At 61.4% G+C, this 16,051-nt stretch carries 14 protein-coding genes and 1 pseudogene; 6 read left to right on the top strand and 9 right to left on the bottom strand.

Annotation, left to right across the window (positions count from 1 at the left end):
* Nucleotides 1-59: 59 nt before the first annotated feature.
* The 5 genes from OUZ52_RS13730 to OUZ52_RS13750 all read right to left on the bottom strand — a co-directional run bounded on the left by OUZ52_RS13730 (nucleotide 60) and on the right by OUZ52_RS13750 (nucleotide 4,919).
* Nucleotides 60-1,961 (bottom strand): phospholipase D family protein, encoded by a 1,902-nt coding sequence (locus OUZ52_RS13730; RefSeq protein ID WP_266158974.1) that lies wholly within the window; start codon nucleotides 1,959-1,961, stop codon nucleotides 60-62.
* 88 nt (nucleotides 1,962-2,049) lie between these two features.
* Nucleotides 2,050-2,604, bottom strand: a complete 555-nt coding sequence (locus OUZ52_RS13735) for a YceI family protein (RefSeq protein ID WP_266158975.1) — start codon at nucleotides 2,602-2,604, stop codon at nucleotides 2,050-2,052.
* 8 nt (nucleotides 2,605-2,612) lie between these two features.
* Nucleotides 2,613-3,089 carry a SixA phosphatase family protein gene (locus OUZ52_RS13740; protein ID WP_266158976.1) on the bottom strand — a complete coding sequence of 159 codons (477 nt, stop codon included), beginning with the start codon at nucleotides 3,087-3,089 and terminating at the stop codon, nucleotides 2,613-2,615.
* Between the two features lie 51 nt (nucleotides 3,090-3,140).
* On the bottom strand, nucleotides 3,141-3,773 hold the full coding sequence (locus tag OUZ52_RS13745) for a ParA family protein (RefSeq protein WP_266158977.1): 633 nt from the start codon (nucleotides 3,771-3,773) through the stop codon (nucleotides 3,141-3,143).
* A 117-nt stretch (nucleotides 3,774-3,890) separates the two neighbouring features.
* A complete protein-coding gene (locus tag OUZ52_RS13750; RefSeq protein ID WP_266158978.1) occupies nucleotides 3,891-4,919 on the bottom strand; it encodes a hypothetical protein in 1,029 nt (342 codons plus the stop codon).
* A 236-nt stretch (nucleotides 4,920-5,155) separates the two neighbouring features.
* Here OUZ52_RS13750 and OUZ52_RS13755 point away from each other — a divergent pair, with 236 nt between their 5' ends.
* Nucleotides 5,156-5,353, top strand: coding sequence for an antitermination protein NusB (locus OUZ52_RS13755; protein ID WP_266158979.1), 198 nt, complete (start codon nucleotides 5,156-5,158; stop codon nucleotides 5,351-5,353).
* Between the two features lie 58 nt (nucleotides 5,354-5,411).
* Here the strand turns inward: OUZ52_RS13755 and speE are convergent, their stop codons facing one another.
* Nucleotides 5,412-6,266: a polyamine aminopropyltransferase gene (gene speE, locus OUZ52_RS13760; RefSeq protein WP_266158980.1), complete on the bottom strand. Its 855-nt coding sequence runs from the start codon at nucleotides 6,264-6,266 to the stop codon at nucleotides 5,412-5,414.
* Between the two features lie 334 nt (nucleotides 6,267-6,600).
* On the opposite strand from speE, the gene speA reads away from it, so the two are divergent.
* From speA to OUZ52_RS22935, 5 genes and pseudogenes are all read left to right on the top strand, one after another.
* Complete coding sequence (speA, locus tag OUZ52_RS13765) at nucleotides 6,601-8,490, top strand: biosynthetic arginine decarboxylase (RefSeq protein ID WP_266159000.1); 1,890 nt, start codon at nucleotides 6,601-6,603, stop codon at nucleotides 8,488-8,490.
* Nucleotides 8,491-8,609: 119 nt separating this feature from the next.
* On the top strand, nucleotides 8,610-9,395 hold the full coding sequence (locus tag OUZ52_RS13770) for a 3-hydroxybutyrate dehydrogenase (RefSeq protein WP_266158983.1): 786 nt from the start codon (nucleotides 8,610-8,612) through the stop codon (nucleotides 9,393-9,395).
* A 145-nt stretch (nucleotides 9,396-9,540) separates the two neighbouring features.
* On the top strand, nucleotides 9,541-10,284 hold the full coding sequence (locus OUZ52_RS13775) for an acetoacetate decarboxylase (protein WP_266158985.1): 744 nt from the start codon (nucleotides 9,541-9,543) through the stop codon (nucleotides 10,282-10,284).
* Nucleotides 10,284-11,420, top strand: coding sequence for a patatin-like phospholipase family protein (locus OUZ52_RS13780; RefSeq protein WP_266158986.1), 1,137 nt, complete (start codon nucleotides 10,284-10,286; stop codon nucleotides 11,418-11,420). Before OUZ52_RS13775 ends, OUZ52_RS13780 begins: the two co-directional genes overlap by 1 nt.
* A gap of 86 nt (nucleotides 11,421-11,506) precedes the next feature.
* Nucleotides 11,507-12,227: pseudogene (locus tag OUZ52_RS22935) on the top strand (NAD(P)-dependent oxidoreductase).
* A gap of 79 nt (nucleotides 12,228-12,306) precedes the next feature.
* On the opposite strand, the gene OUZ52_RS13795 reads toward OUZ52_RS22935, so the two are convergent.
* The 3 genes from OUZ52_RS13795 to radC form a co-directional block, all read right to left on the bottom strand.
* The gene (locus OUZ52_RS13795) at nucleotides 12,307-13,047 is read right to left on the bottom strand and encodes an SPOR domain-containing protein (RefSeq protein WP_266158988.1); all 741 of its coding nucleotides are present in this window, start codon (nucleotides 13,045-13,047) and stop codon (nucleotides 12,307-12,309) included.
* Nucleotides 13,047-14,735 (bottom strand): arginine--tRNA ligase, encoded by a 1,689-nt coding sequence (gene argS / locus OUZ52_RS13800; RefSeq protein ID WP_266158989.1) that lies wholly within the window; start codon nucleotides 14,733-14,735, stop codon nucleotides 13,047-13,049. The genes OUZ52_RS13795 and argS overlap by 1 nt, the downstream gene beginning before the upstream one ends.
* A 620-nt stretch (nucleotides 14,736-15,355) precedes the next feature.
* Nucleotides 15,356-16,027 (bottom strand): RadC family protein, encoded by a 672-nt coding sequence (gene radC / locus OUZ52_RS13805; RefSeq protein WP_266158990.1) that lies wholly within the window; start codon nucleotides 16,025-16,027, stop codon nucleotides 15,356-15,358.
* Nucleotides 16,028-16,051: the final 24 nt, after the last annotated feature.

The raw sequence follows: 16,051 nt of genomic DNA on the forward strand, positions 1-16,051 counted from the left end.
GTGAGCTGCCAATGCGCTTCGATGCGGACGAATCCGCGCCGCGCTCCTAGACCGGCTGTTTAGAGAATCCCTTTGACCCCCGCGCCGAACGCGGTAATCAGGCGGGTGTAGATCAGTTTGGGCGACAGCGCGACATCTGGGAAATCGCCGACCGGCGTATAGCAGCTGAAGAAGGCCGGGTCACTCGGGCGCATCGGTGTACAGCCAGCTTTGAGGTCGTAGCTGGTGGCGTAGCGGTAAGGCCACAAGTCGAACACCGGCAAGCTTTCTGAGATATCGGCGATCACTTCGCTGATATTGCCCAGCACCGGTATCGATGGTTTGCGCGGGGCGATCACCCAGGCGTTCTCGGGCTGGGTGTCACGCATGATGTTCTGGCGCAGTTGCTCGGCGAATTCGCGGTCATAAACAATGACGCCGGCCTCGGTGTTGTAGTGATCCGAGCGCGGGTCGAAGTTGTGCGAGCCGACCATGGCGAAGTTGTCATCGACCACGATGGATTTGGCATGCAGGCCGAAACGCCGGCCTGCACTGATCAACGGCGCCGGACGGCTGCCACGGCCGCGACGGCTGCCGAACAGACTGCGGGTTTCGGTGTTGGCGATCGGCCTGCGGCGGTTGGTGGGCGCGCTGGGCAGATCGAGGCCAGGGCCGCCGTCTTCGCTGGCATAGGCGTTGTCTTCAGCCGGGCCCGGCGCATGCGGTTTGAGTTCGTAGATCTCAAAGCCGTAGCTGTTGAGATAACGCTTGCGATGCTTATACGACAGCGCATATACCGCGAACGCATCGGTGGAGGCCAGTGAATTTGTGGAGACGATGATGCGTGGTGGTGCATCGCGCTTGCGCAAGCGCTTGAAGATGTTCTGCGCGCGGCGGCTCATCACCAGATATGGTGTTTGCAGCAGCACTTCGTGTTGAGCCTGGCCGACCAGACGCATGACGCGGGCGGTGAATTCGCGCGCATTGCGCTTTTGCGGCTGCTCGGTTTTCGCCGGAAGATCGCTGAAATATTCGACCTTGCTGGTACGCAAGCTATCGGCGAGCAGGTTGTCGGCCAGCCAGTTGGCATCGCCTGCTTCGTCTTGCACACGAGCGACGCGCGAAGGGTGGGCGTAATGCGGCGCAGGCCAGATGGCACTGGGTGAGGTACGCGGTTCGGGTGCATTGACCAGGCTGCGATTGACGTCGCGCAAATGGGTTAGCGGTGTGGAGCGCTTGTGGTTCCAGAACAGCTCAAAGCTGTGCGCCATCGCCTTGGCGGCCGCACCGCCGACCATCACATCGCGATCGACATAGTCGTATTCCTCGTCCCAGTCGAAATAACGATCCTGGTAGTTGCGCCCGCCAGTGATGCCGATATTGCCGTCGACCAGCAGCAGTTTGTTATGCATGCGCTGGTTGAATTTCATGAAGCAACAAACGATGCCGGCGGCGAATTCCAACGGCGGCGTCTGTGCTTTGTGGAAGGTCGGGTTGTAGAGCCGCACCTCAAACCCGCTGTGCACGCGGGCGAGTCGATTGAGCAGGTTCAAGTCGCCAAAGGAGAACAACTGGTCGGCGAGGATACGTACTTTGACGCCGCGGCGAGCGGCCTGGACCAGTTCATCGAGGAATAACTGGCCGGCGTCGTCCTGATCCCAGATATAGGTTTGCACATCGATCGATTGCCGTGCGCCGCGGATCAGATTGAGCCGCGCGACCAGCGCATCTTCACTGTCGCCGAGCAAGGTCACCATATTGACCGGCTGCTCATCGGTGGATTCCGTCATCGCCTGCGCGGCGGCATCCAGCAGCGGCGAGGGAGCGGCGCAATGATCGTCGCGCTGGCAGCTGAGGGTGTGGTCGGTGCTGGCGGCAACCACGGTGTCGGCGCGGCGAATCTGCGCTTGCGACAGACTGCAGCCCGTCAGCAAAAGCATCGAGGCGGCTAGAAGAAGGGCAAGGATTCGGTACAAGCGCATGGCCGGAATGATAGGTGCTGCACGCTGCACTTGTACGAATGAAACGTAAGGCAAGGTCTTGCAGGAAGGCCGAACAAGCACCCAGGTTTTAGCGGGCTTCATCCAGGGCGATGACCAGGCCCAACTCGACTCGGTCGGAGAGTGCCGTGCGGTACCCGGTCATGCCGAAATCGCCGCGTTGAATATAGCCGTGCAATTCAATCAGGCATTGCTGCGGAGCGTTGGAAGGGCAGTTGGCCGGCAAGAGTTCGAAGCGTGCCGCCCGCGTCACTCCGCGCAGGGTGATCCAGCCGTTCAATTGACCGCCTTGCTCCAGGGCAGCGATCGGCACCGGCGAGGAAACAAAACGGATCGACGTGTAACGCTCGGCGTCGAAAAATTCCGGCGCCAAGACCCAACGGCGAAAGCGTTCGGAGTCCATGCGAATGCTGTCCACCTGGATACGTGCATCTACGGTGGCCATGTCGCGCTGGGGGCTTAGGGTGATTTCGCCATCAATTTGTTCGAAGCGCCCCATGATCTTGCGCAGCCAAAGCAGCTTGACACCGAACTCGGCATGCGAGCGTCCGGTGGCACTGCGGTAATCGGTGTGGGCTTGGCTGGGTAGCGATAGCAGGGCTGGCCATAAGCACAGCCATGCCACAGCATGTTTTACGGCGACCAGAAGGCATCCAGTCGGGCTTTGCCCGGTTCCAGCGGACCCTGGTCGAGATGCAACACGGCCAAGCCACCCGGCGGCATGCCGCGAAATTCGTCCGAGCGCCCCTCGACCAGGAGCGCGACCAGCCGTTCGAAGCCGGGGTTGTGCCCGACCAGCAAGACGGTACCCGCGTCATTGTGTTGATCGAGCAGTGCGAGCAGTTCGCCCGGCGTCGCGTCGTAGATCTCGTTGGCCAGTTGCGGCTCAGGCGAGTGGCTCAGTGCAGCCAGCGCCAGGGTGGCGGTGCTCTTGGTGCGTTCGGCATGTGAGCACAGCACGCGGTCCGGATGCTTGCCGTGCTTGGCCAGCCAGACCCCGGCGGCACGAGCTTCTTGCTCGCCGTGTTCACTCAGGTGTCGCTCCAGATCGCCGCCCCCGGCCTTGGCCGGCTGGGCTTCGGCGTGACGCAACAAGATCAGTTCGTGCATGGGGGTACTCCTGGCTAAGGCGGTGCCGCGCGTCCCGCGACGGTCGTCAATTCAATGTTGGCGTTTGATCCAGCGCAGCAAGGGCTTCCAATCCTCTTGATGACCACGGACATGCTCGGAACTGTAATCGAAGATACCTTTGCCCAATGCGCTAAGCAGCACATAGGCCTGACTGTCGCGCAGTTGTGCGACCAGCGGAAAGGGGGAATGTTCACGGACTTGTTCAACCGCGTCCTGGCTGGCGCGGGTCCACGGCTTGAGTCGGTTGGCGACCAGCGCCACCGGCAGCTTGCCGCGCTTGATCTTGCCGATGTCTTTCAGGTGCGAGAGAAAGTTGAGCGTGGCATCCAGATCGAAGGGGGACGGCAAGACCGGCACCAACAGTACGTCGGCCTGCTCCAGATACGGTTCCAACTCGCGTTCATGTGAGCCGGCAGGGGTGTCGATAAGCAGGCGCTGGGTGTCTGGGGGGAGTTTATCCAGCGATTTGCGACCGCCTTCGAGTGCCAGTACACCTGGAACATTGTCGGGTCGCAACGCGGCCCAGCGGTAGCTGGAGCCTTGGCGGTCCACATCGACAATCGCCGTGTGCTTGCCTTCTTGTGCCCATTGCGAAGCTAGCTGGGTGACCAGCGTGCTCTTGCCGCAACCACCCTTGCTGCTTGCTACCAGCACCGTAAGCATGCGCCGCTCCACATCTGGGAAGGTGCGGGCAAGCGTACATGTTGCAGCGGGGAATGGGGAACAGGGAGCGGGATTCAGGCCAGCCGATGGCTTTGCCGTTGCCTGCTCCCGGTTTCCTTATTTCCCGTGCGCCTCTTTCGCTTGCGCGCTTTGCGGCTGCCAATCCGTCGGCGGATCGACCGAAATGCTGTAGTCGCGCAGTGCGGCCAGCACCATGCTCATCTCGGTACCACCACTGCGGGCCAGTGCCAGCAGATGTTGGGCGGTGGCTTTGTCCGAGGCCGCGCGGGTCGACAGCTGGGCGAAGTTCTGCACCTGCCAGATCAGGCTGCGGCGGGCGCGCTTGGCGTCTTCCTGCTGCTCGGCGTCGCTGGACAAAACTTCGCGCAGATGCAGGCCGAGCGAGCGGGCCAGCGGGCTCGAACCCCATTCCAAGGTTTTGCCGAGCTTGAGGCAGTCGTCTTTCAGGGTGGGATCGTCGCTGTCGCTTTCGCACAGCTTGGCGGTGGCCTGCAAACCCGATTGCGGCAGGGTGCCCGCTACGCTGTAGACGATCATCGCCTGGACGCCGCTGGCGCCAGCGGCCGATGCGGGGTCAATCGTGTCGGCCGGCGGCGGCAGTGCGCTGACGGTGCTGGCCAGGGCTTTCAGGCTGGCGCCGGTGTAGTCGTCATAAAGCTTGGCGGCGGCGGCTTTGGCGAGTTCTTCGCGGGCCAGCTTTTTCTTGTCATTGCGTACGTCCTGGCCCAGTTTGAGCAGCCACACGGCGGCATTGTCCGGCGCCTGCTCGGTCAATTTGGCCATGGCCTCTTGATTGGGGCAGGTATCGGCCTGTTCGTCGCAGTCGCTGAGGCGGACCCAGCTGACCTCCGGGCCGCTGTCATCGGCCTGCGAGGCGCGGTCGATCAAGGTATGGAAATCGTTGTACTTGGGCTGATTCGGCAGCGGCCGGGCAAGCAAGGCCGCCCCCAGCAAGGGCATGGCATCGGCGCGCGGCGCCAATACGCTGACCAGGTCGCGCTGAAAGGCAATCAGCGCTTGATTGCGGGCTACATCAGGCTTCTTGGCTGGCGTTGAACCGGCAAAGGCGGGGGCTACCGGCAAAGCACAAAGCAGGCTTAAAGCCAGAAAGCGCAATCCACGCATGACGTTCTCCATGGAAAACAAAGCCGCAAGCATACCGGCCCTGTCTTAAGCGCGGCTGATTCCTGGTCGGCGGCGGGCCAGGAGATGCCGCCAAGGCTCGTCGTGACCGCGGTTTATTGAACTGCCGACCGGCCTGCACATACCGAATGAAGCGACGATGAAGCTGGGGCGCGCATTCCGGGCCGTATGCGGCGACAGGGTGCTAGCCTGCGGCATAAATAGCAGGAAGACCTGTGATGAATGATTTATCTATGTTCGCCGAAGGGCGAGCGCCTTGGTTCGTCGGCTGGGGCACATTAGCGCTGATCACTGCGGGCCTGGCGCAAGGCAAGAATCGCAGTGGCTTGTTATGGTTTTTACTTTCTCTGGTGATTGGCCCGGTCGCTACCTTGCTGCTGGTGCTGCTGCCCAAGCCGCGGACCACCATGTTCTAGCCGCAGGAGCCCGCTGTGCGGCTCCTGCAAGCTGTTTCAGCCATTTGAAGCGCGTGGCTTACTCGCCGAACGCTTCGCGCAAGAACTCCGGCTGGGCCAGCGCGCCGCGATGAATATCGGCGTTGTAGTAGCGGGTCGGGAAGTTTTTGCTGATCGCGCCGCGCTCACGGAAACCGGCCAGATCGCCGCCCTTGCGGGCCATGGTGCAGCTCCACCAGCCGGTGGGGTAGCACGGCTGCGGGAAGGGCAGGGTTTTCACCGCAGTGACTGCGGCAGTGCGCATGGCCGCACGCATCGACTTGATCAGCTCCAGATGGGCCAGCGGCGATTCGCTTTGCTGTACCAGGATGCCGCCATGACGCAGTGCCTTATGGCAGCTGGAGTAGAACGCGGCGTTGAACAAGCCCTCGGCCGGGCCGACCGGGTCGGTCGAATCGACGATGATCAGATCCAGCGACTCTGGCTCGGCTTCGGCCATGTATTTGATGCCGTCGATGAACAACAGCTCGGCGCGCGGATCGTTGTTCGACTCGCACAGCTCGGGGAAATACTGCTCGGCCAGGCGGGTCACGCGCTCGTCGATTTCCACCTGTACGGCCGATTCCACTTCCTCGTGCTTGAGCACCTCACGCAAGGTGCCGCAGTCGCCGCCGCCGATAATCACCACGCGCTTGGCGCGCGCATGGGTGAACAGCGCCGGGTGGGTCATCATTTCGTGATAGAGGAAATTATCGCGGCTGGTCAGCATGACGCAGCCGTCGATGACCATCAGATTGCCCCAGTCGGTGGTCTGGTAGATCTCGATGGTCTGGAAAGGGGTCTTTTCTGCATGAAGCAGTTTCTCCACGCGAAAACCGATGGAGGAGCCGGAAGCCTGGTGTGCTTCGGTAAACCAGCTGAGCTGCTGCGACATGGAGGGCGATCCTGACGTACGGGTAAGGTCAAAGAGCGGGAATTGTAGCCGCAACGGCGACCAACGGGAGCTTGGGGCCGTTTCAGATCAACGGCACATTGTCACAGCTGCCTATTACAATGCCTGCCTGGCCTGGCGCAGCGATTCCGCCGCAAGGGCCGACAAGTCTGTTCGGCCCCGCGGCGTGCGAGGCTTCCGGCCGGCCGACTTCGTTTTCGTCTAGGCGCGCCGCTGCGACGACATCATCCGTTAGTGTGAGTCTGGTATGTCTTCCGGCTATCCGGAAACCTGCCGCAGGCTCTAAGGAGATTTCAGTCTCATGGCGACCCCCCACATGGCTACCCCCTGGAACATTGCCGCCTCCCGCCATACCTATGCCATTCCGCATTGGGGCGATGGCTACGTCGATGTCGACGATGCCGGCCATATCGTGATGCGCCCGCGTGGCGCCCATGGCCCCGCGCTGTCGTTGCCGGCGATTGTCGAGCGGGCCCGCGCCGAGGGCCTGCGCCTGCCCTTGCTGGTGCGTTTTCCCGACATCCTGGCTGACCGCCTGGCGCGATTGCAGCGTGCCTTTGCCAAGGCGATCGAGGAGATGGACTACACCGGCGGCTATACGGCGGTTTATCCGATCAAGGTGAACCAGCAGCGTGGCGTGGCCGGCGAGCTGGTGGCCGCGGGCGTCGAGGGTTTTGGCCTGGAGGCCGGCTCCAAGCCTGAGCTGATGGCGGTGCTGGCGATGGCTCGCCCCGGCAGTATCGTGATCTGCAACGGCTACAAGGACCGCGAATACATCCGGCTGGCCCTGATCGGACGCAAGCTGGGCCTGCGCGTGCATATCGTGATCGAGAAACTTTCCGAACTGGATCATGTGCTGGCCGAGGCCACGGCGCTCGGCGTCGAGCCTTTGCTCGGCGTGCGGGTGCGCCTGGCCTCGATTGGCGCGGGCAAATGGCAGAACACCGGCGGTGACAAGGGCAAGTTCGGCTTGTCGCCCAGTCAAGTGCTGACCTTGATCCGCCGCCTGGACGAGGCTGGCCTCAAGCACAGCTTGAAATTGCAGCACTTCCACATGGGTTCGCAGATTTCCAATGTGCGCGACATCGCCGCCGGCATGCGCGAGGCGACCCGCTACTTTGTCGAGCTGCGCCAGATGGGCGTGCCGCTGGAGATTGTCGACGTCGGTGGCGGCCTCGGCGTGGATTACGAAGGCTCGCGTTCGCGCAGCCACAACTCGATCAATTACTCGATCGAACAATATGCCGCGACCATCGTGCAGTCGCTGGCCGAAGCGGTGACCGAGAATGGCCTGGCGGCGCCGCACATCATCACTGAGGCGGGGCGCGCCATGACGGCGCATCACGCGGTGATGGTGGTCAACATCACCGAAGTGGAAGAAGTGCCGGCGGGCAGCATCCCTGCGCCCCGCGAAGACGAACCCACCGTACTGCGTCACCTGCGCGAAACCTATGCGGAGCTGGACAGCCGCCCGGCGCTGGAGCTGTTTCACGAGGCACAGCATCACCTGGTCGAGGGTCAGACGCTATACGCGCTGGGCCAGCTGGCGCTGGATGATCGCGCCCGTCTCGACGAGATGTATTACGCCATCGCCAATGCGGTGCGTCAGCGCCTGTTGCCCGCCGAGCGTGCGCATCGGCAGGCCATGGATGAGCTCGACGAGAAGCTGGTGGACAAATATTTCGCCAACTTCTCGGTATTCGAGTCGGTGCCGGATATCTGGGCGATCGAGCAGATCTTTCCGATTGCGCCGATTGCGCGGCTAGACGAGGAGCCCACCCGCCGCGGTGTCATCGTCGACCTCACCTGCGATTCGGACGGCCGTATCGATCACTACGTCGATGCTGAGGGCGTCGACGTGAGCTTGCCGCTGCATTCGCTCAAAGAGGGCGAAAGCTATCGGCTTGGTATCTTCATGGTGGGTGCTTATCAAGAGACCCTGGGCGACATCCACAACCTGTTCGGTGACACCGATGCGGTGAATGTGCGGGTGGATGGCGAGTCGTATGTTTTTGCGCACAAGCGTCGCGGCGATACCACCGACCTGATGCTCGACTATGTCGGCTATGACCTGGAGGCGTTGCGCAGCAGCTATCGCGAGCGTATTGCGGCCGCTGGCGTACAGGGCGATGCCGCTGAAACACTGTTTGTCACATTGAATGCAGGATTGACCGGCTACACCTACCTATCGGAAGGCGTCAGCTGAATGATCTAGAAGCGCGCTTCGCGCATGCCGGTGTCGGTGACAGCGATGGATGTGGTGCTCACCGGCTTGCGCCCACGAAGTGAACTACAACGACAGTTCCCCCCACTGAAGGAATAGTTATGGCAGGTCTGCAAGGTAAGGTAGCGTTGATCACTGGTGCCGCCAGTGGTATCGGCAAGGCGATTGCCGAGTTGTATGCGAAGAATGGCGCCATGGTGGCCATTGCCGACATCAATCAGCAGGCCGCCGATGCGGCTGCGGCAGAGATCAATGCGGCGGGCGGCAAGGCGATCGGTATCGAGATGGATGTCACTGACGAGGCCGCGGTAAACGCCGGCACCGATAAAGTGGTGGCGACCTTTGGCCAGTTGGATATTCTGATTTCCAATGCTGGCGTGCAAATCATCAATCCGATCGATCAATTTGCCTTTGCCGACTGGAAGAAAATGCTGGCGATCCATCTGGATGGCGGCTTTCTCACCACCAAGGCGGCGCTCAAGCACATGTACAAAGACGATCACGGCGGGGTGGTGATCTATATGGGCTCGGTGCATTCGCACGAGGCCTCCAAGCTGAAATCGGCTTATGTCACGGCCAAGCATGGCCTGCTCGGCCTGGCCCGCACGCTGGCGAAAGAAGGCGCGGCGCATAACGTGCGCTCGCATGTGATCTGCCCAGGCTTTGTGCGCACGCCGCTGGTGGAGAAGCAGATTCCCGAGCAAGCCAAAGAGCTGGGCATCAGCGAAGCGGATGTGATCAAGAACGTGATGCTCAAGGATACGGTTGATGGTGTGTTCACCACGGTCGAAGACATCGCGGAAACCGCGTTGTATCTAGCGGCATTCCCGTCGGCGGCCTTGACCGGCCAATCCTTTGTGGTCAGCCACGGCTGGTACATGCAATAAGGCGCATGGCAGTAAAGGTACATGCAGTAAACGCGCACTGCGTCCGGTCCGGCAGCGCTGGATCAGACGCGGGCGCTCCCTTTCGGTAGGTATCCGGCCCGCATGGATCTATGCGGGCCTAGTGGTCCAGTCGCCAGGAGTTTGTATGAAGATCGCCGATGTTAAAGCGAACGCATTTGCCATGCCGTTGACCAGCCCGGCTTTTCCGCCCGGCCCTTACCGTTTCGTCAATCGCGAATTTCTCGTTATCACTTATCGCACCGACCTCGACGCATTGCGCGCGGTGGTGCCCGAGCCGCTGGAAGTCACCGAGCCACTGGTCAAATACGAATTCATCCGTATGCCCGACTCCACCGGTTTTGGTGATTACACCGAATCGGGCCAGGTGATTCCCGTGAGCTTCCGTGGTCAACACGGCGGCTATGTGCATTCGATGTATTTGAACGATCACCCACCGATTGCCGGTGGCCGTGAGCTGTGGGGCTTTCCGAAGAAGCTTGCCAGCCCGCTATTGGAAACCGAGATTGACACCTTGGTCGGCACCCTAGATTACGGCAAGGTGCGGGTGGCCAAGGCCACCATGGGTTTCAAGCATCGTGAGGCCGATCACGCCGCCGTGCTGGCCAGCCTGGCCGCGCCGAACTTCTTGCTGAAAATTATTCCACACGTCGATGGCACGCCACGCATTTGCGAACTGGTCCGTTACTACACCACCAACGTCACTTTGAAAGGCGCCTGGAACGGCCCCTCGTCGTTGGAGCTGCATCCGCACGCGCTGGCACCGGTGGCGGATTTGCCTGTGCTCAAAGTGGAATCGGCCTTGCACTTCATCACCGATCTCACCCTCGATCTGGGCACCGTCGTGCATGACTATCTGGCCAACGACTAATGGATACGACCAAGAGCAAATCGCATAAGCCGGCCGAGCAGCCGTCGCCGAAATCGGTGCGAGAGCGCTATCAATTGACCGCCCTGGTATTGCAGGGCGGTGGCGCCTTGGGCGCTTATCAGGCGGGTGTGTACCAAGCGCTGGATGAGGCCGGGCTGCAACCGGATTGGATCGCCGGTATTTCGATCGGCGCCTTGAACGCGGCCATCATCGCCGGTAATGCGCCGCAGCACCGGGTCGAACGATTGCACGAATTCTGGGACACGATTTGTCGGCCGCCGTTTTTCCCGGCGCCGTTCGCCTCGCCGCTGTTCGATAATCTCAGCTGGCCGGTGCAAATGCAGAACAGCTTCAGCGGTCTGGCCGCATGGCGGGCGATGACGGAAGGCCAGGCAGGGTTTTTCTATCCGCGTATTCCGCCGCCGTTGTTTCCGTTGAAAGCTGGCCCGACCACGGCGAGCTATTACGACACGGCACCTTTGCGCAGCACCCTGGAGCGGCTGGTCGATTTCGATCGAATCAACGACGCGCGCGCCATGCGCGTATCGGTGGGCGCGGTGAACGTACGTACCGGTAACTTTGCGTATTTCGACAATACCCAGGGGCCGCTGCGGGCCGAGCATTTCATGGCTTCGGGCGCGCTGCCGCCGGGCTTTCCGGCGGTCGAGATCGATGGCGAGTTCTACTGGGATGGCGGCATGGTGTCGAACACGCCGCTCTACAAAGTACTTGCCGAGCGGCCGTGCCACGACGCGTTGATTTTCCAGGTCGATCTGTGGAGCGCGGTGGGTGAGCTGCCGCATGACTTTACCGAGTACATGCGCCTGAACCAGGAAAACCAGCGTCTCTTGCATGACTTGATGGCATTGGTGCCCGAAGATCGTCGTGGTGAGTTGGCTTACCGGCGGGCCGAAGCGCGGGCTTCCGGCGCGCTGACCAATCTGATCCATTTGATTTATCGCAATAAACCGTACGAAGGGCACTACAAAGATTACGAGTTCAGCGCCAATAGCATGCGCGAGCATTGGCGCAGCGGCCTGGCTGATATGCAGCACACGCTGGGGCATCCGCAATGGCTGAATGCACCCAGCCCGGAGCATCCCTTTGTCACCCACGACTTGCATCGCAACGACTGAGCATTTAGTACCGAAGGACATCAAGCATGACCCTTAAAGCAGCTTTTATCGGACTTGGCGCCATGGGGGCGCCGATGGCAGGGCATTTGAAATCGAAGGGGCTGCTGTATGCCGTAGCCAATCGTAGCCATGCCAAGGCCGAGGCGTTGGCGCAGCAACTGGGTGTGACCGCGCCGGCTACGCTGGCTGAGTTGGCCGCTTCATGCCATCGTGATCGATCACTCCACCGTCGCACCGGATACGGCGAAACAGGCAGCGCAGCGGCTGGCGGCGGTGGGTGCGCATTTTCTCGATGCGCCGGTCTCCGGTGGTGTCGAAGGCGCCAAGAACGGCAAGCTGTCAGTCATGGTGGGTGGCGAGGCCGAGGCGCTGGAACGTGCACGGCCGGTGTTGGAAGCCTATGCACTGCGCGTCACGCATCTCGGTGGCGTGGGGGCGGGTCAGGCCACCAAGGCTGTGAATCAGGTATTGGTGGCGGGTATCGCGCAGGCCGTATGCGAAGGGTTGGCGCTGGGCGAGGCTCTCGGGCTGGCGCCTGAGCATTTGCTGCCCACGCTGGGGGCGGGCGCGGCGGGTAACTGGTTCTTGGAAAAACGTGGCGCCACGATGTTGCGCAACGAGTTCTCGGTGGGCTTCAAATTGGCCTTGCTGCACAAAGATCTGGCCATCGTGCGTGGTATCGCCGAGCAGGCGGGTACCGAGCGCACGGTGATCGAGCGCTCGTTGGCCGACTATGCCGAGCTGATGAGCCAGGGTTACGGTGATGACGATATTTCAGCCTTGATCCGGCTTAAGCGGCCTGGCTGATCGGCCCGGCTGGCCGAAACGAATAAGGGCGCCAGCGGCGCCCTTATTCGTTTCGGCATCGGATGAGTCGAGTCGAGCTTTATTTGCCTTCTTTCAAGGCGATCGCGCTGATACCGGCCGAGGACAAACGCTGCTTGGTCGCTTCCAGTTCAGTGGCCGAACGGAACGGACCGAGGCGCACGCGGTTGTAGCTCTGTCCATTCACGTTGACGCTGGCGACATTGGCAACGAAGCCCTGCAAGGCCAGCTTGGCTTTCAGGCTTTCGGCGTCGGCGGAGCTGGGAAAAGCGCCTACTTGCAGCAAATACCCGCTGCCGCCAGCGGCGGCGGGTGCTGGGTTGGTCGCTGCGGCGGGTGCCGCGGTAATGGTTTCGCTGACGGCGGCCGGGGCATTACTGGCGGCAGGCTTCTGGGCGGCAGCCTGCTGCTGTTGGGCCTGGGTGGCGGCCTGTTGTTGCGCGGCGGCTTGTTTCTGCTGTGCCTCGGCGCGCGCTTGTGCGCTGATCTCGGCGTCCGGAATACGTACTTCTTTTTCAGATAGCACTGAGTAGAAGTCGAACTGCGGTTTTTTAGGCGCGGCGGCGCTTTCGCTGGCGGCCGGTTGATCGACCGCGCCCGGTTCGCTGCCGCGCTGCGCGGTGGCCTGCGCATTGGGTTGCGGGGCATCGCCGGATTTGCCGCCCATCGGCAGCTGGCCGCGCCACGCAAACATCAGCACCGCGCCGATCAAGACGCCGATGATGGCCCAGCCCCAGGCTGGAAACCCGCCGCTGCTATTGCGTACGGCCTGTCGGCCCTTGCTGCTCTTACGTGCTGCCATTACATGCTCTCCGGGGCATCGAGGCCCAGCAAACCGAGACCGTTCTTCAACACCTGCCGGGTTGCCATCAGCAGGGCGAGGCGGGCGTGGCGAAGTTCGGTCTCGTCAATCAGTACTTTGTGCTTGTCATAGAATGTGTGCAGCGCGTTGGCCAGTTCGCGCAGCCAGTTGGCGATCAAATGCGGTTCCAGGCTAGCGGCGGCGATCTCGACCATTTCAGGGAAACGCGATAGCTCGGTCAGCAGCGCCTGTTCATCCTCGTTACCGAGCAGGGCCAGTTGTTGCAGACCGTCTTCCATGTGGAAGCTCCAACCTTTCTCATCGAGCTGACGGAATACCCGGCAGATGCGTGCATGCGCATATTGCACGTAGTAGACCGGGTTGTCGCGGCTTTGCGAGCGAGCTAGATCGATATCGAAGACCAACTGCGAATCGGCCTTGCGGGCGATCAGGAAGTAACGCGTGGCATCGCGGCCGACTTCATCGATCAGGTCGCGCAGCGTGACGTAGGAGCCGGCGCGCTTGGAGATCTTCACCTCTTCGCCGCCGCGCATCACCGTCACCATTTGGTGCAGCACATATTCTGGCCAACCCTTGGGGATGCCGGTATCCAGCGCTTGCAAACCGGCTTTGACGCGGGCCAGGCTGCCGTGGTGGTCAGAGCCAAGCTCGGTGATGGCGCGCTCGTAACCGCGCTGCCACTTGCTCAGGTGATAAGCCACGTCCGGCAGGAAGTAGGTATAGGTGCCGTCGGACTTGCGCATGACGCGGTCTTTGTCGTCACCGAAATCGGTACTGCGCAGCCACAGCGCGCCGCCTTCTTCATAGGTGTGACCGTGTGCCACCAGCTCGCGCACGGTTTCTTCTACCTTGCCGTCGCTATACAGCGATGATTCCAGGAAATAGGTATCGAAGCCGACGCCGAAGGCCTTCAAGTCGAGGTCTTGCTCGCGACGCAGGCTAGCGACCGCAAAATGGCGGATCGCGTCGAGATCGTTAATGTCTTGGGCGCCGGTGACGGTGTGGCCGTCAGCGACCACGGACTCCCCGGCCAGGTAGGCTTTGGCCACATCGGCGATGTAGTCGCCACGGTAGCCGTCGTCCGGCCAGCCGGCGTCACCCGGGTTATGCCCCTTGGCGCGCGCTTGCACCGAGATCGCCAGATTCTGGATCTGCACGCCGGCATCGTTGTAGTAGAACTCGCGCTTTACGTTCCAGCCGGTGGCATCCAGCAAACGGCTCAGGCAGTCGCCGATCGCCGCGGCGCGGCCATGGCCGACATGCAACGGGCCGGTTGGGTTAGCCGAGACAAATTCCACCCCGGCCGTTTTGCCGTTACCGCTATGGCTGCGGCCGTAGGCGTTGCCTTCGCTGATGATTCGCTTTAATTCAGCGTGGTATGCGCCCGCGGCCAGAAAGAAGTTGATGAAGCCGGGACCGGCGATCTCGACTTTCTCTACCAGCGTATTGGCGGGTAATGCGGCGACCAGTTTTTCTGCCAGTTCACGCGGTTTGGCTCGCGCAGGCTTGGCCAGCAGCATGGCCGCATTGCTGGCGAAGTCACCATGCTCGCGGCTACGTGCGCGTTCGATCACGAAGTTAGGCACGTCGAGTTCGGCGGGCAGAATGGTGTCGTTTTGCAGGGTGCGAATGGCCTGCAGCAGCAGTTCGCGCAGCTGTTCTTTCACGGATAGGGTCAAGCGGCGATGGGACCGGCAATCCTAGCAGACCGGGGTGTACTGCCGTTGCTGATGTCTACGAGGCTGGTTTATCCAAGGTATGTCCAGCCTGGGAGCTTCGCTCTTGGCTCTGGATGGCGATTATTTTATCCGGGTTATTTGCATCGTTAAATGCTCATGCCGCTTTCAATACGAATCGCCAAGAGGGGGTGATTAGCCGGTTAGCGTGGTGCGATGCGGTGCGAAAGGCTGTGGATAAGTCTGTGAGGAACATAGGGTGGTGGAATTTTCACAATCGCTGTCGTCAGTAGGAAATACGAATGACACAAAATTTATCTTTCAAAAATATGAAGTTACAAGATCATGGTGAGGCGAAAGACAGCTTTGGGCTGACAGGCGCCGTGCTGACCAATTTGTGTATAAGTTTTGGGGGCTGACTGGCATTTGGTGAACGCAGCGGAAGTCACGGCCCTGTAATGACGCGCTGCGACACTGCGCGCCGTACTCCCCCAGCATCCTCCCCGCTGGCTGGAGTGCTTGAGATGCCGTACCTCTCACCTCCCCAAAAAACGGCCCAAACGGCGCGGCTCCCCCGCGCCGTTACTTTTTTGGCGTGATCATCCCAGGACTCAAAGCAGGCCACGTGCCGCCATCGAGACGGGCTCATTGGCACCGATGATCAAGTGATCCAGAACCCGCACCCCGACCAATTGCAGGGCCTGGCACAGCTCGCGGGTGACGATGCGGTCGGCGTCGCTTGGCTCGGCCACCCCGGAGGGATGGTTGTGCGCCAGAATCACTGCGCAAGCGTTGTGTCGCAAGCAGGCGCGAACGACTTCGCGTGGGTGCACATGGGCACCGTCGATGGTGCCGCGGAACAATTCCTCGAATGCCAATACGCGGTGGTGGTTGTCCAGAAACAGGCAGCCGAACACCTCATAGGGCAGGTGTTGCAGCCGCGCGCGCAGATAGTCGCCGCTGTCACGCGGGTTGCTCAGGCCCGGTCGGGCCGAAAGCTGCTCAGCCAGGGCGCGCCGCGCCAGTTCAAGCGCCGCGATCAGCCGTGCTCGCTTGGTCGGGCCGATGCCGGGAAGCTGTTCCATTTGCTGCGGATCGTTCAACAGGGTGCCCAGATTGCCGGCAACGGTCAGCCATTCACGAGCGAGGGTGATGGCGTCTTTGCCACGAACACCGCTGCCAAGCAGTACCGCAATCAGCTCGACATCAGACAGTGCCTCGGCACCGCGGCTAAGGAGTTTTTCACGGGGGCGTTCTTGTTCGGGCCATTCACGAATGCTCATGGCGCACAGCATGCTTGGGTCTGA

Origin of the sequence: Dyella silvatica (genome assembly GCF_026283955.1) — a bacterium.
GTDB classification, from domain to species: domain Bacteria; phylum Pseudomonadota; class Gammaproteobacteria; order Xanthomonadales; family Rhodanobacteraceae; genus Dyella_C; species Dyella_C silvatica.